The organism is Aestuariivirga sp. (genome assembly GCF_047602625.1).
In the GTDB taxonomy this organism is placed as follows: Bacteria; Pseudomonadota; Alphaproteobacteria; order Rhizobiales; family Aestuariivirgaceae; genus Aestuariivirga.
The window spans coordinates 771,677-786,486 of the sequence record NZ_JASGGV010000001.1 but is presented as its reverse complement, the minus strand read 5'-3'; the positions used below and the strand labels follow the sequence as shown (position 1 = coordinate 786,486).

Here is a 14,810-nt window from a genome sequence, read left to right as displayed (position 1 = left end):
GCTACATATGGATCACGCGGCCATAAGCATCCAGCACGCTCTCATGCATCATTTCCGAGAGCGTGGGATGCGGGAAAACGGTGTGGATCAGTTCTTCCTCGGTGGTCTCAAGACCCATGGCGATGACGAAGCCCTGGATCAGTTCGGTCACTTCCGCACCCACCATGTGCGCTCCCAGGAGCCGCCCCGTCTTGGCGTCGAAAATCGTCTTGATGAGGCCCTGGTCCTCGCCCAGCGCGATGGCCTTGCCATTGGCGAGGAAGGGGAAGCGTCCAACTTTTAACTCGTATCCCGCAGCCTTGGCTTTGGCCTCGGTCAGGCCGACACTCGCCACTTGCGGATGGCAATAGGTGCAGCCGGGGATCTGTTCCTTCTTCATGGGGTGGGCGTCGAGCCCCTTGATCTTTTCAACGCAGATCACGCCTTCGTGCTCTGCTTTGTGGGCCAGCATGGGAGGCCCGGCCACGTCACCAATCGCATAAAGGCCCGGCACATTGGTGTGGCCGAAGCCATCCGTCACGATGCAGCCTTTCTCGGTCTTCACGCCCAGCGCTTCGAGCCCAAGGTTCTCGATATTGCCTTGAACGCCCACGGCGGAGATCACCCGGTCCACAGTGATATCCTCGCTCTTGCCACCCTGCTCGATGGTGGCGGTGACAGAGTTCGCGCCCTTCACCAGCTTGGCCACCTTGGCGCCGGTGCGGATCTTGAGCCCCTGTTTCTCAAGCTGCTTCTGGGCGATCTTTGCGATCTCGGTGTCTTCCACCGGCATGATCTGGTCGACGATCTCGACCACCGTGACGTCCACACCCATGGCGTTATAGAACGACGCGAATTCGATGCCGATGGCGCCGGAGCCGACGACGAGAAGGGACTTCGGCATTTCTTTGGGCACCATGGCCTCGAAATAGGTCCACACCAGCTTCCCATCCGGTTCGAGCCCCGGCAGGACACGCGGGCGAGCGCCCGTGGCGATGATGATATGTTTGGCGGTGTAGGTTCCGAGGCCAGCTGCACCCTTGGGTTCCGGGTTCTGCGGCTGGTGCGGCGCTTTCAGCGGCTTCGTTACGGTAACGGTGTTGTTCTTGCCAAGCGTGGCTTCGCCCCAGATCACCGTCACCTTGTTTTTCTTGAGCAGCATGGCAACGCCGCCGTTGAGGCGGGCGGAGACCTTGCGTGACCGGTCCACCACCGCAGTGGCATCGTAGGAAACGCCCTCTGCCTTCAATCCATAATCCCTGGCGTGGTTCATGTAGTGATAGATTTCGGCAGAGCGCAGCAGCGCCTTGGTGGGGATGCAGCCCCAGTTGAGGCAGATGCCGCCCAGATGCTCGCGTTCCACGATCGCCGTCTTGAAGCCCAGCTGCGCGGCCCGGATGGCCGTCACATAGCCGCCGGGGCCAGAGCCGATGATGAGGATATCGAAGGACGTATCTGCCATGTCTTTCTCCAGCATTTGCACCCCGCGCCACGGCACGGGAGAATGGCGTCAGAACGCCAAAATCTTTTTCACCACCGGCACCAGCGCCTCGCCGATGGCTCGTGTATTCTTTGCATCCAGATGGCCGCCGTCCGTCTTGTCCGCTTTGGCGACGGTCCCAGCATCAAAGAAGTGGACGCCCTGCTCTTCCGCCACGCGTTTGTAATGCTTGGCGAAGAGCTTCGACTCCTCGATCGCATGGCCCCACAGATCGTTAAACCATTCATCATCCGTCTTGACGAGGTGCGGCGGCGCCATCACCAATATCTGAGGCGGCTTGTAATCGGCATTGTAGGCATGGTTCTTGACCAGCATCACCAGCCGCTCGATCCCCATGGAGGCGTCGAAGGCGCGGCAGCGGTTGGCATATTTGATGTCGTTGGTGCCGAGCATGATGATGACGAGATCAAGCGGCTGATGCGTGGCCAGCAGCATCGGCAGCGCCACGGCCCCATTGCGTTCTGCCTCGCAGGTGGGATCGGGAAATACGGTGGTGCGCCCGTTCATGCCCTCTTCGATCACTCGCGCCTTGCCATCAAGCCCGGCCGCCAGCACGTTCGGCCAACGGTCCGCGAAGGCGTGCCGCCTGAACGTGCCGCCCTCAAATCCCCAGGTGAGCGAGTCACCAAATGCGAGAATGGATTTCATGGAGAGTTCCTACAACTCATATCGTGGTGTGAGTAAGATACGCATAGTGTACACAAGAGCTATCACGGAGAGTGGCAATATCATTGCGATCAAATTTCCATCCGTAGGCATCGGTTGTCGCGCGGGGGTAAATACCACCAACAAAACACCACCGATAACCACACACCAAAATATTAGTGCTGCTCTGGTGCTTGTGAAATTTTTGCCTAGGTAATCAGCGAAATAGGCCATCCCAAATATAATCCAATAGAACATCTGAACGCCGAGCAGCAGTACGACTGAGAACACCATGCCGAATTCATCGATGAAAACAGAAGATTCTTGTTTAGGCAGGCCAGCCATAACCATAGCTGTTAGACCCGTCCAAGCCACAGCCATCAGAATAAAAAATCTGATTGAACTATTTCTCATACAAATTTTCTGCTGCCTCAAGCCGATTAGGAGCGCGATTCAAGCGCCGCGACACGCATCATTAGCTTTTCCATGTCAGTCCGCAACGCTTCAAACTCAAGGCGATGTTTGGTTGTAAGACCGAGGTGAAGCAAATTATCTTTCCGCATTTCGACGACCATGTCCCGCGTCTCCATCAAGACATCCGCCATATTAATTTCTCTTTCTTGAGCGGATTTCTGATCCTTGCGTATGCCGGCTACATCAGCTTGAATTCGTTGCAACGTTGGGAGAACTGCATCGGTTGGATTAGTCATGTTCTTCTCCTCTGTCCCATATTTTCAAGCAATGCACTATGCGGCTGTTCACACCAGCATCAGCGCGGGTTCTTCGATGTAGAGTTTGAAGGCGTTGATGAGTTCGGCCCCCAGCGCGCCGTCGATGCAGCGGTGGTCGGTTGAGAGCGTCACCGTCATCTGCTGCTCGATCACGATGTTGTTGCCGCGCACCACCGGGCGGCGTTCGCCGGAGCCGATGGCAAGGATCGAGCCGTGCGGCGGGTTCACGATAGCGGCAAAGTTCTTCACGTTCATCATGCCCATGTTGGAGATCGCCGCCGATCCGCCGGTGTATTCATCGGGCTTCAGCTTCCGGGCCTTGGCGCGCGCGCCGTAGTCCTTCATCTCCAATGAAATCTGCGACAGCGTTTTGGTCTCGGCCTTGCGCACGATGGGGGTGATGAGGCCGCCGGGGATCGACACCGCAACGCCCACATCCGCATGCTTGTGCTTCACCATGGCCGCGTCCGTCCAGGAGACGTTGGCATCCGGTACCTTGATGAGCGCCATGGCGAAGGCCTTGATGATGAAGTCATTGACGGAAATCTTCCACGCCGGTTTCCCGTCCTTGTCTTTCGGCGATTGCAGATTCAGCCGCTCGCGAATGTCGAGCAGTTTGTCCAGCGTCACGTCCACTGAGACGTAGAAATGCGGCACCGTTTGCTTCGATTCCGTGAGGCGGCGGGCAATTGTCTTGCGCATGCCGTCATGAGGAATGAGGTCATAAGAGCCCGGCTCGAACAGCTTGAGCACCGCCTCGTCCGCGGGACCGGAGGCGAGAACCGTTGCGGGTTTGGTGGCCGAAACAGCAGGCGCAGCACCCGGCTTCGCACCTTCCACATCCTTCATCACCACGCGGCCGTGGGGGCCTGACCCCTTCAGCGCGGCAAGATCAATCCCCTTTTCTTTCGCCATGCGGCGCGCCAGCGGCGACGCGAAGACGCGGCCAGACTCTGCGCCATTTGCTTTGGTGGGGGCGGTTGCAGCAACTGGTTGCGGAGAAGCAGCGGGAGCTTTTGGCGCGGGCGCGGCATCCTGCGCCTTGGCAGGCTTCGGTGAAGCTGCCTGCACATCGCCTGCCTTTTCACCTTCACCCAGGATCACCGCGATCGGCGTGTTCACCGCCACATCATCTGTGCCGTCGCCAATGAGAATCTTGCCCAGTATTCCCTCGTCCACAGCCTCGATTTCCATGGTAGCCTTGTCGGTTTCGATCTCGGCGAGAATGTCGCCGGATTTCACCGTGTCGCCTTCCTTCTTCAGCCACTTGGCAAGCTTGCCCTTCTCCATGGTGGGGGACAGCGCGGGCATGAGGATGTTGGTGGGCATGGGTTACTCCGAAGTCCTGTCCGGTTCGTCAAAAGGCCAGAGCTGGTCGAGCGCGAAGGCCGCTGCCTCGAAGGGCTGGGCTTTCACGGTTTCGCGATCAATGAAGGTGTTGGTCAGCAGCCAGTTTCCCGCCACAAGGCGAAAGCATTCCAGCAGTTTCGCGCGTGGATCGAGCAGCCAGAGATCGGGGACGCCCGCCGCGCCGTATATCCGCCGCTTCTCATTGCGATCGTATTTCTCCGTTGCGTCCGAGAGGATTTCGCACACCCAGTCCGGCGGCGTTTCAATCCATGCCGTGGAGGGAAAAGGCGACAGACGCTCGCGCCTCCATCCGGCCAGATCGGGAACGACCACATCCCGTCCCAGATGCAGTTCCGGCTCATTGAGAAAAATCCAACCGCCAGGCCCGCCCTTGCCGAACTGATATCCCTGACCCACCATGTTTCCGAGAGACAGATGCGCCGCCGCGTGGCGGGGAGATGGTCTCGGATGGGTGACAAGCGCGCCTTGAATGATCTCCGCCACGAGATGCGGCGGAACCGCCGCAAGATCGGCATAGGTCGCGTGCCTGGTGGCGGGCTCGGCCATCGGCCTCAGCTCTTGCTGCTCAGCGGTGAAAGCTGGGCAGCCACTTTGCCGAGGTCTTCATTCAAAGCCTTGCGGATCGCGTCGAAATTGGCGGCCGCCTTGCCGTGGCCCATTTCCTCGCAGGCCGCCGCTACCTGATGCGCAATGCCGGCCAGCACATGGCCCCACACCTCGGGCTTGCCGAAGGCCATGGCGTGCAGCGACAGGCTCAGCGCACCGTTGGAAATCCACACACGCGCCACCTCGCCCGCCTTGGCATCGTGGAATACCTCATGCGGCGGTTGCAGCTGATGCGGATGGGTTTCATGGCTGTGGTCGTGATGGTGATGATCGTGGTCAGACATAAAGAACCTGCTTTGCCGCTGCCACCACCTCATCGGCATTGGGGAGTGCCAGCTTTTCGAGATTGGCCGCATAGGGCATGGGAACGTCCTTGCCGGCGACGCGAGCGACGGGCGCGTCGAGGTAGTCGAAGGCGTGAGTCATGATTTCTGCGGCGATCTCGGAGGTGACGGAGAAACGCGGATACCCCTCCTCTACGCAGACGCAACGGTTGGTCTTCTTGATGCTCTCGACAATCGTGCCAATGTCCATGGGACGGATGGTGCGGAGGTCAATTACCTCGGCCTCGATGCCCTCGCCCGCCAGCTTGTCGGCAGCGGCAAGCGCATAGGTCATTCCGATGCCAAACGACACGATGGTGACGTGTTTCCCGGCCCGCGCGATCCGCGCCTTGCCGATGGGAACGATCCAGTCCTCTACCTTCGGCACGTCGAAGCTTTTGCCGTAGAGAATTTCGTTCTCAAGGAAGATCACCGGGTTTGGATCGCGGATGGCGGACTTGAGCAGGCCCTTTGCGTCTGCCGCACTATAGGGAACGACAACCTTGAGGCCGGGGATTTGCCCGTACCACGCTGCATAATCCTGGCTGTGCTGGGCGGCGACACGCGCCGCTGCGCCATTGGGGCCGCGGAACACGATGGGGCAGCCCATCTGCCCGCCTGACATATAGAGCGTCTTGCCGGCCGAATTGATGATGTGGTCGATCGCCTGCATGGCGAAGTTGAAGGTCATGAATTCTACGATGGGCTTCAGCCCTGCGAAAGCGGCGCCCACCGCCACGCCGGTGAAGCCATGTTCGGTAATGGGCGTATCGATCACCCGCTGCGGTCCAAATTCATCCAGCATGCCCTGCGAGATTTTGTAGGCGCCCTGATATTGCGCCACCTCCTCGCCCATCAGGAACACGTCCTTGTCGCGGCGCATCTCTTCCGACATGGCCTCGCGCAGCGCCTCGCGCACGGTCATCGACACCATTTCAGTTCCGGCAGGAACCTCCGGCGCCTCGGCGGGTGCGGTGTGGATCGCGGGCGCGAAGGGCGGTGGCTTTGCGCCTGCCGGTTCCTTCACATCGACTGTGGGCGCCGGCACGTCATTGGCCAGAACAGATTTGGGAGCGGCGGCAGCGTCGGCCTCGCCGATCACGGCGATGGGCGTGTTCACCTTCACGTTCTCAGTTCCGGCGGGAATGAGGATGGCGGTCAGCGGGCCCTCATCCACGGCTTCCACTTCCATCGTCGCCTTGTCGGTTTCAATTTCGGCGATCACGTCGCCCGATTTGACGGGATCTCCAACATTCTTGAGCCACTTGGCGATCTTGCCTTCTTCCATCGTCGGCGAAAGCGCGGGCATGAGGATATTCGGCATGTCTGTCGTTCCCGTCCCTTAGCTGTTCACGTAGATGTCGGTGTAGAGTTCGGACGGATCAGGCTCCGGATCATTCTGCGCAAACTCCGCGGCTTCCGTCACCACAACGCGAATGTCGGCGTCGATCTTCTTGAGATCGTCCTCTGTGGCAAAGCCCTGCTTGATGATGCGCGCCTTTACCTGTTCGATCGGATCGTGCTCCTCGCGCATCTTCTGCACTTCTTCCTTGGAGCGGTATTTGGCGGGGTCCGACATCGAATGGCCGCGATAGCGATAGGTCATCATCTCGAGGATGTAGGGGCCCTCGCCCGCGCGGCAATGTTCCACGGCGCGGTCGCCTGCATCCTTCACGGCCCTTACGTCCATGCCATCCACCTGTTCGAAGGGAATGCCGAAAGCGGAGCCTCTCGCGCCAAGCTGCTCGGCCATGGCGGTGGAGCGGGTGGCGGCTGTGCCCATGGCGTAGCGGTTGTTCTCGATGACGAAAATTACCGGCAGTTTCCAGATCGACGCCATGTTGAAGGTTTCATAGACTTGGCCCTGGTTGGCGGCGCCATCGCCGAAATAAGTCACCGAGACATGGTCGTTGCCGCGGTATTTGTTAGCAAAGGCGAGGCCCGCGCCCAGCGGTACCTGCGCGCCGACGATGCCGTGGCCGCCGAAGAACTGCTTTTCGCGGCTGAACATGTGCATGGAGCCGCCCTTGCCATGGGAGTAGCCGCCCCGCCTGCCGGTCAGCTCGGCCATCACGCCTTTCGGGTCCATTCCGCAGGCCAGCATGTGGCCATGGTCGCGATAAGAGGTGATGACCTGATCGCCGTCCTTCTGGGCCATCTGCAGGCCCACCACCACGGCTTCCTGCCCGATATAGAGGTGGCAAAATCCACCGATGAAGCCCATGCCATAGAGCTGGCCCGCCTTTTCCTCGAAGCGGCGGATCAGCAGCATGTCCTTGTAGGCGTGAAGTTCCTGTTCGGAGGTGAAGCCGCTGTTTTTCAGCTCGGGTTTTTCATCAGGTTTTTCAGGCTTTTCGCCCTTGGCACCCTTGCGCGCGATATAGGCCGACTTCACCGCCATGGCAGCGTTCTCCCGTCCGTGCTGATCCTGCTGCTATAGCATCAAACACGTGGAAACGCGCCGGGATTTGAGAATGAACCAGATTTTGGTTTATCTATATGATATTATTTGGATTGAGTTGTGGGATTCATGACCACAACGTCACCAGGAGCCGTCAAATTCAATTCCTGCCGCGCCATTTCATCAAGGAGGTCTGGGTCGATCGAATCCGGACGCAGCAAGGCCACCTTGGCCTCGAAATTATTGCGGTCGGCATGGGATTTTTCAGCTTTGGCGGAGAGTGCCGCAACCTCCGCCTGCAACCTGTCCCGGTTGGCGAAACCGCGCGGTCCCTCGAAGGCGTGCCAGGCAAAATAACCCAGCAAGGCCGCGCAGGCGCAGGTGACGGCAAAGTCGAATCGGCGAAGGGTCATGAGGAAAGCCTAGGTTCAGGCTCAGAATTCCGCTGAACCGGTTAACAATTGATGATGAAATTCTTATATGATGGCTTGATCTTTAGGCAGTTCGCGCCGATGTAACGGGCGGAGTTACCGAAAATGTTGTCCAGCAGCCGCTTTATTGTCGCCATCCATGCCATGAGCGTTCTTGCCCGCCGCAAGGGCGAAGGCCCCGTGTGCTCGCAGGCAGTGGCGCGCAGTGTCCACACCAACCCGGTGGTGATCCGCCGTCTCATGTGCGATCTCGAAAGGGCAAGCCTCGTGCGCTCCATTTCCGGCCGCGCGGGCGGGTTTGAACTGGGCCGCGAGCCGCAGGAAATAACCTTGGCGGACGTTTATCATGCGGTCGAAGATGAAACAGTATTCCGCATGCACAAGCCGAACGCGGAAGGCGCCTGCCCGGTTGCCGCGCAGATTTGCACCGTGTTGCATGCACCGCTGCGGGCGGCGGAATGCGCTCTTCATGAGTCGCTATCACGCACGACCATCAGGGACGTATCGACCGCAATCGTCTGAATGAATTAGAGGGCCGCGAGGAAGAAGCGCTTGACCGCGCCTGGTTTCGTCATAACCGGCGTCTGCTTGTTGTCAGTCAACGCTTCGACGCGTTCGGTGAGTTGTTCATCGATCTCCGAAATCGACAGCTTGCCATCCGAGCCGTAGGCGGTCGGGTCACTGAAGATGCTGATCAGCGCCTTGGTGAAGGCGCCATTGCCCCACTCCGAACTTTCATAGGACACTTCACGGCCCGTCGAGGACGCGAACATGACGACATTCGCGCCGTCGCTCATGCCATTTGAAAGGCCGTTCATGTCAACGAGGCTGGTGTTCCCCTGAATGCCAGCACCGGCGTGGCAGGCATCCATGAACAGCGTCACTTTGCCGGGAATGCGAGACAGGCCCTTGCGGATCACGTCGCCGTCAATCGCTGTTGCCTCAAGCATATCAGGCGAAAGGTCAACGCCAGTGGGCAGGAAATAGAAATTCTGCGACGCGTCCGTGTAGCCGTGGCCCGCCATGAAAACCACCACGTTGTCGTCCGGAAGCGATTTCTTGCGCAGCTTTGTCAGGGCGACTTCGATTGCCTGCTCCGTGGCGTCGTGATTCAACAGGATTGTTTCGTCCACGCTTTCGTAGAAGACGCCTTGCTGCTTGCGCAGCGTATCGGCCAAATCCTGTGCATCCTTGGCGGCATAGCGCAGCTTCAATTCCGGATTGTCATAATCGCTGATGCCAATGAGCAGCGCGAAAAGCCTGGGTTTTTTCTCGACGACGACTGGCCCCGTCCACTTGATCGGCATGGTGGCGGCAACACCGGATTGTTCGCCGATATAGGCGACGAGAGAAACTTCGGAGTTTCGCTGCGGGACCGAGAGCGATATTGATTTCGCGTCAGTTGTTTCATCAATGGGAGCAACCGAGCGCGGGGTGACCGGGCGGCCGTCGATCAGGACTTCCACGCGGGTGATTGGACGGCCCGAGGGTGAACGCAAACGATAGTGCAGCGTAATGTCGGGCCTGTCCGTGTCAATCTCCAGCGAATCTTCGGCAAACTCGACGATGCCGGGGAGAATATCTCGAATGCCTCTTTCCCCGAGCTTATTGTCGTCGGCTTCAGTGGGGGTGGTTTTGTCTGGCGCTGGCTCGACCGCTATCTTCTGGCCCGCAATGTTATTGGCGGCTTCAATGGCTGTCTTTTCGTCACGGATGCGCAGCACCAGTTGCACGATGTCGGGGCGGTAGAATTGCTGGCGGAGCTTTGAAGCCGGGAAGAAATCCGGCGGATCATCCCAGGACTTGCCGTTGAAATGCCAGCCAATCAAATCCTCGCCGCCCGCCGAGGCGGCGTAGTAACCCTGCGGTGTCCAGGCGATCCAGGTGTGCTCCGGCATCTTCACGAAAAAGCTCAGCAATGGAACGCCATCCGAAGCGCGGTACCATCGGATGGTTCCGTCACCCAGCGCCGCGATTACCATCTGGCCATCCGATGTCAGCGACACACCCCAGACGAAACTTTCCGGATAGTAACGCCACATCTTGCGGCCATGCGCGTCAAAACGCGTAATCGCCCAATCGCTTCCGATCACGAAACTCTGCCTGTCCGGTGCAACGGCAAGGCTGCGTGCCATTTCTGCCCCGCTCAAGTCAGTTAAGACCTGCTTGTTCAAGGTCGGAAGGTAGGCGTTTTCCCAATTCTCGACATCAATGCCGTCAGTGATGGGCTCGATAAAGTTGTCCGGCCGCTTGGGCGACGGCGTGAAGGTGAGTTTGTTGACATCAAGCAGCCACGGATCAATGGCGCCCAATTGCAATCCGAACAGGATCTGCGATCCATCACGCGAATTGAAGAAGCGGTGATTGTATTTGTTCCGCATGTCGGCCGTCACCTGCCGGTGAACCATCCGCAGCGTGCCCTGCGGATCGAAGATGCCGAAAGACGGATCGTGCGACACGTAAGCTATGCCCCCATCGGGCAGAACCTTGATGTCGTTGATGCCGCCTTCGGGGCCTTTGTCGTGATCCTTGATGAATCGAACCTGCCCGTCCGTCCAGGCGACGATCGGATAATCCCATTCCTTGTCTGCGTAACCGCCTGCCATGTACAGCGTCTTGCTGTCGAGCGACCATGCCGCAGCAAGAAGATTGGTATTGTTGAACGTCGAGGTGTCCACCTTGGCGATGGGTTTCAATGTTTCGACCGAGAAAACATCCGCGCCAACCCGATAAACCTGAGTGATCGCGAGTTTCTTTCCATCAGGCGAAAACGCGAGGCCGCGAGGCGAAGGGCCCGAGGGCACTTCAAAAGCTCCACGGAATGTCAGGTCGGGCCCATAGACACGCACCTCCCCATCATCGGATGACGCGGCGAGCGTGCCATCAGGTCCCCAAGCTACGTTGTAAGCGCTATCCCCAAATCGCGTATCGAAAAACAGCAGCTTGTCGAATGGCGCTGACCAAACGCGCACCCCGCCTCCCGCGAGCGCCAGTGCCGCCGCCAGCTTCGTGCCATCGGGTGAAAATTCAAGGTCATTGATAACTGCGGAAACAGGCCCCAAACGCTTCAGGAGTTTCCCACTGACGGTGTCGAACATGTAGATGTAGTGGCCAGGCCAAGTGGTCCAGTAGTTTGCGCTATAATAGGCATCAAGACCTGCCGCCGCGATGGTGCGCCCATCAGGCGAAATGGTGACGGCAAACAGCTTTCCATCCGATCCACTGCCAATTGGCACGCGGATGGTGCGAATGAGGCTTCCGTCCATCGTGGACCAGACGCGAATCGTCTTGTCCTCAGAAGCCGTCACCATCAGCTTGCCATCGGCGCTGATAGCCACGCGCCAAATACCGGCGGTGTGCATGCCGGTTTCAATTCGAAGCTGGGGGTTCTGATTGGGCAGAAATTCGGCGCGCGCGCCAACGCTGGCAAGCGCCAGGCAAATCAGGACAGCGATAGATCTGAGAAAGGAATTCATGCAGCGAGCCGATTGCGTTGGGCGAAGCTTACCCTCGCGCGCGGCAATTTCAAGGCATGGACACGTTTAGGGTGCGGCTTGTTCGTGAAGAATGTGAAAGTCGCCGATGGCGGCGCCGGGCGCTCCCGAGACGCGCAGCCAGAGGCCACGGCCGGAGATATGGCCCGGAATAGCGAAGGTTTGGCTGCCGGGTGAGGATTGCAGCGTGAAGCTGAACACCGGCATGCCCGCCGCCTGAAGCTGGCCTTCGGGAAGGACAGTAACGTCAACTTCCTTCGCCATTGGCGTGGTTCCCGTGACAGCGGGAGGCGTATAAGTGATTGCCGTGACCGGCTGCGCCTCAGCCCCCGCGAAGGTGACCAGCACGTTCACTTCACTGTCAGCGCCATTGAGCATGAGGGATGTTCCGCCATCGCCGTCGAAGAGCTTGCGAAAGTCGTAGCGGCTGTCGCTGCCGTCGTTGAGGGCGGCCGCAAAGCTTGCCGTGCTGGCCAGATCCACCGTGGCGGTTGGAAGCGAAACCGCATCGGTTTTTCCGATCACCATGTTGGCAGGCTGGGTCTGGGCAGCCGGATCAAGCGCCACGGTCACATTTACCGCCTGCTGGTCCTTTACGGATGGCGCCAGCACCTGATAGGCGGCGATCGCCACGCCCGCCAGGGCGGCAAAGCTGGAGATCGCGACGTGGAAGCCGTTCAGCCTGCCGCCATCAGGCCTTGAGGATGGACCGCCCCGCATAGACTGCCTGTGTTCCAAGTTCTTCCTCGATGCGGAGAAGCTGATTGTATTTGGCAAGCCGGTCCGACCGCGCCAGCGAGCCGGTCTTGATCTGACCGCAGTTTGTGGCAACAGCAAGATCGGCGATGGTCGAAATCCTCGGTTTCACCAGACCGGTGCGACATCACCGCGGTGTAGCCCGCCTTGTGCGCCATTTCGACGGCTTCAAGCGTTTCGGTCAGCGAGCCGATCTGGTTCACCTTCACGAGGATCGAATTGGCGACACCCTGCATGATTCCCTGCTTCAGGCGCTTGGTGTTGGTCACGAAGAGATCGTCGCCCACCAGCTGACAGGTCTTGCCGATCTTGTCGGTCAGCTGTTTCCAGCCATCCCAGTCGTCTTCCGCCATCCCATCTTCGATGGAGATGATGGGGTAATGCGTGGCAAGGCGCGTCAGATAGTCTGCCTGTTCGGCGATTGAGCGCTTCTTCTTCTCGCCCTCATAGTCATAGACGCCGTTCTTGAAAAACTCGGTCGAGGCGCAGTCGAGGGCGAGATAGACGTCCTTACCGGCCTTGTAGCCGGCCTGCTCGATGGCCTTCATCACGAAGTCGAGCCCCGCCTCAGCAGAGGGCAGATTGGGCGCGAAGCCGCCTTCATCGCCCACATTGGTGTTGAGCCCTGCCTTCTTCAGCGCCGCCTTCAGGGTGTGGAAGATTTCCGCCCCCATGCGCAGGCCTTCGCGGAAGCTTTCAGCCCCCACCGGCATCACCATGAATTCCTGGAAATCGATGGGGTTATCGGCGTGAACGCCGCCATTGATGATGTTCATCATCGGCACCGGCAGGGTGCGCGCATTGGGGCCGCCCACATAGCGGTACAGTGGCAGGCCCGCGGCTTCCGCAGCCGCCTTGGCGGTGGCGAGTGAAACGCCCAGAATCGCGTTGGCGCCCAGCCGCGCCTTGTTGGGCGTTCCATCGAGCGCGCTCATTGCCATGTCGATGGCGATCTGGTCTTCAGCTTCCATCCCCGCGATGGTGTCAAAAATCTCGCCGTTGACGGCGGCAACTGCCTTGGTGACGCCCTTTCCCAGATACCGCTTCTTGTCGCCATCGCGGAGTTCAACCGCTTCGTGGGCGCCCGTTGATGCCCCCGATGGAACGGCGGCGCGGCCCATGGAGCCATCTTCGAGAATGACATCCACCTCAACCGTCGGATTGCCACGGCTGTCGAGAATTTCGCGGGCCGTGACGTCGAGAATGCTGGTCATCGGGGACTCCTTGAGGTGCGTATATCGGCAGGCCTTATGCGGCTGGGTAACGCGCTTTGCAAGTGCGGCAGGCTTGAACTACGTCTTTGACAGCTTGTCGAAGGCCATGAGCCGTTTCAACAGCTCTTCCAGCTTGTCCAGCCGCACCATGTTGGGGCCGTCTGAAGGGGCATTATCGGGGTCCTGATGGGTTTCGATGAAAACTCCGGCCACGCCCACGGCAACGGCGGCGCTCGCCAGCACAGGCACCATGCGGCGGTCACCGCCCGATGATGTGCCCTGCCCGCCCGGCTGTTGCACGGAATGGGTGGCATCGAAAATCACCGGGGCGCCCGTCTCCGCCATGATGGGGAGAGCGCGCATGTCGGACACCAGCGTATTGTAGCCGAAGGACACCCCGCGCTCGGTGAGAAGGACATTGGGATTGCCGGATTCTACGACCTTGGCGAGCACATTCTTCATGTCCCATGGCGCCAGGAATTGGCCTTTCTTGATATTCACCACGCGGCCTGTTTGCGCGGCGGCGATCAGCAGATCAGTCTGGCGGCAGAGAAAGGCCGGGATCTGAAGGACGTCAATCACCGGGGCGAGTTCTGCGCACTGATGATTCTCATGTACGTCGGTGAGCACGGGCAATCCGAATTCCTTGCGGACGTCGGCAAAGACGGCGAGTGACTTTTCAAGCCCCAGGCCGCGCTTGCCGCCGATGCTGGTGCGGTTTGCCTTGTCGAAACTGGATTTATAGACGAGGCCGATGCCAAGCCGCCCGCAGATTTCCTTCAGGCTTCCCGCCATCATGAAAGCATGGTCCCGGCTTTCCATTTGGCAAGGGCCGGCAATCAGGGAAAGTGGCAAGCCATTGCCGAACGAAACCTTGCCTGCCTGTACGACCGAATTGGTTTTCATTTGGGATAGACCAGAAATGTGCCGGTGCCATGCGCAACGAGTTTGCCGTTGCGATCGATGAGCTTCGCCTCCGCCGTACACATCGTCCGGCCCGCATGCAAGACATGCGCTGTGCAGGTGAGCGGAATGGAATTCAAATCGATCTTGCCGACATAGCTCACCTTCAGATCGATAGTTCCATAGCCGATTTTCGCGGGAAGTTTCGTTTGCACGGCGCATCCCAGCGTGGAGTCGATGAGGGTAGCCGCATAGCCGCCATGCAGCCGACCTTGCGGATTGAAGAACCGTTCGTCAGGCCGCGCCTCAAAGGTTGCCGAACCATCTTCCGCCGCCACCAGTTCCATCATCATGGTGGTCGACATCGGCGAATTGCTGGGCCGACCGATCGCCTGCTTCAAATAAGCCAGGCCCGAAAAGCGGTCTTCGTTTTCTTTCAGGGAAGTCATGAGAAT

The 14,810-nt window shown here is 59.2% G+C and carries 15 protein-coding genes and 1 pseudogene; 1 reads left to right on the top strand and 15 read right to left on the bottom strand.

Features of this window, described 5'->3' with window-relative positions; all coding sequences use genetic code 11:
• Position 1 precedes the first annotated feature (1 nt).
• The 10 genes from lpdA to QM694_RS04000 form a co-directional block, all read right to left on the bottom strand.
• A complete protein-coding gene (lpdA, locus tag QM694_RS04045) occupies positions 2-1,441 on the bottom strand; it encodes a dihydrolipoyl dehydrogenase (protein ID WP_415005649.1) in 1,440 nt (479 codons plus the stop codon).
• 48 nt (positions 1,442-1,489) lie between these two features.
• Positions 1,490-2,128, bottom strand: coding sequence for an SGNH/GDSL hydrolase family protein (locus tag QM694_RS04040; RefSeq protein ID WP_415005648.1), 639 nt, complete (start codon positions 2,126-2,128; stop codon positions 1,490-1,492).
• Positions 2,129-2,137: 9 nt separating this feature from the next.
• Positions 2,138-2,539, bottom strand: coding sequence for a hypothetical protein (locus QM694_RS04035; RefSeq protein ID WP_415005647.1), 402 nt, complete (start codon positions 2,537-2,539; stop codon positions 2,138-2,140).
• A gap of 26 nt (positions 2,540-2,565) precedes the next feature.
• Positions 2,566-2,835 (bottom strand): hypothetical protein, encoded by a 270-nt coding sequence (locus QM694_RS04030; RefSeq protein WP_415005646.1) that lies wholly within the window; start codon positions 2,833-2,835, stop codon positions 2,566-2,568.
• A 48-nt stretch (positions 2,836-2,883) separates the two neighbouring features.
• Complete coding sequence (locus tag QM694_RS04025; protein WP_415005645.1) at positions 2,884-4,185, bottom strand: pyruvate dehydrogenase complex dihydrolipoamide acetyltransferase; 1,302 nt, start codon at positions 4,183-4,185, stop codon at positions 2,884-2,886.
• Between the two features lie 3 nt (positions 4,186-4,188).
• A complete protein-coding gene (locus tag QM694_RS04020; RefSeq protein WP_415005644.1) occupies positions 4,189-4,773 on the bottom strand; it encodes a Uma2 family endonuclease in 585 nt (194 codons plus the stop codon).
• A gap of 5 nt (positions 4,774-4,778) precedes the next feature.
• A complete protein-coding gene (locus QM694_RS04015; protein ID WP_415005643.1) occupies positions 4,779-5,117 on the bottom strand; it encodes a DUF5076 domain-containing protein in 339 nt (112 codons plus the stop codon).
• Entirely contained in the window at positions 5,110-6,480 is a 1,371-nt protein-coding gene (locus tag QM694_RS04010) for a pyruvate dehydrogenase complex E1 component subunit beta (protein WP_415005642.1), read from the bottom strand. The genes QM694_RS04015 and QM694_RS04010 overlap by 8 nt, the downstream gene beginning before the upstream one ends.
• Before the next feature lie 18 nt (positions 6,481-6,498).
• Positions 6,499-7,479 (bottom strand): pyruvate dehydrogenase (acetyl-transferring) E1 component subunit alpha, encoded by a 981-nt coding sequence (gene pdhA, locus QM694_RS04005; RefSeq protein WP_415005766.1) that lies wholly within the window; start codon positions 7,477-7,479, stop codon positions 6,499-6,501.
• Positions 7,480-7,661: 182 nt separating this feature from the next.
• Positions 7,662-7,970 carry an FtsB family cell division protein gene (locus QM694_RS04000; protein WP_415005641.1) on the bottom strand — a complete coding sequence of 103 codons (309 nt, stop codon included), beginning with the start codon at positions 7,968-7,970 and terminating at the stop codon, positions 7,662-7,664.
• Positions 7,971-8,093: 123 nt separating this feature from the next.
• Between QM694_RS04000 and QM694_RS03995 the strand changes: the two genes are divergently transcribed.
• The gene (locus QM694_RS03995; RefSeq protein ID WP_415005640.1) at positions 8,094-8,510 is read left to right on the top strand and encodes an Rrf2 family transcriptional regulator; all 417 of its coding nucleotides are present in this window, start codon (positions 8,094-8,096) and stop codon (positions 8,508-8,510) included.
• Positions 8,511-8,515: 5 nt separating this feature from the next.
• Here QM694_RS03995 and QM694_RS03990 read toward each other — a convergent pair whose 3' ends face one another.
• The 5 genes and pseudogenes from QM694_RS03990 to QM694_RS03970 form a co-directional block, all read right to left on the bottom strand.
• Positions 8,516-11,350 carry a caspase family protein gene (locus QM694_RS03990; RefSeq protein ID WP_415005639.1) on the bottom strand — a complete coding sequence of 945 codons (2,835 nt, stop codon included), beginning with the start codon at positions 11,348-11,350 and terminating at the stop codon, positions 8,516-8,518.
• A 180-nt stretch (positions 11,351-11,530) separates the two neighbouring features.
• On the bottom strand, positions 11,531-12,202 hold the full coding sequence (locus tag QM694_RS03985; protein ID WP_415005638.1) for a hypothetical protein: 672 nt from the start codon (positions 12,200-12,202) through the stop codon (positions 11,531-11,533).
• Positions 12,174-13,452 (bottom strand): annotated as a pseudogene (gene eno, locus QM694_RS03980) (phosphopyruvate hydratase). Before eno ends, QM694_RS03985 begins: the two are co-directional and overlap by 29 nt.
• Before the next feature lie 78 nt (positions 13,453-13,530).
• Positions 13,531-14,358 (bottom strand): 3-deoxy-8-phosphooctulonate synthase, encoded by an 828-nt coding sequence (kdsA, locus tag QM694_RS03975; protein WP_415005637.1) that lies wholly within the window; start codon positions 14,356-14,358, stop codon positions 13,531-13,533.
• Positions 14,355-14,804, bottom strand: a complete 450-nt coding sequence (locus QM694_RS03970; RefSeq protein ID WP_415005636.1) for a PaaI family thioesterase — start codon at positions 14,802-14,804, stop codon at positions 14,355-14,357. Before QM694_RS03970 ends, kdsA begins: the two co-directional genes overlap by 4 nt.
• Between the last annotated feature and the right edge of the window lie 6 nt (positions 14,805-14,810).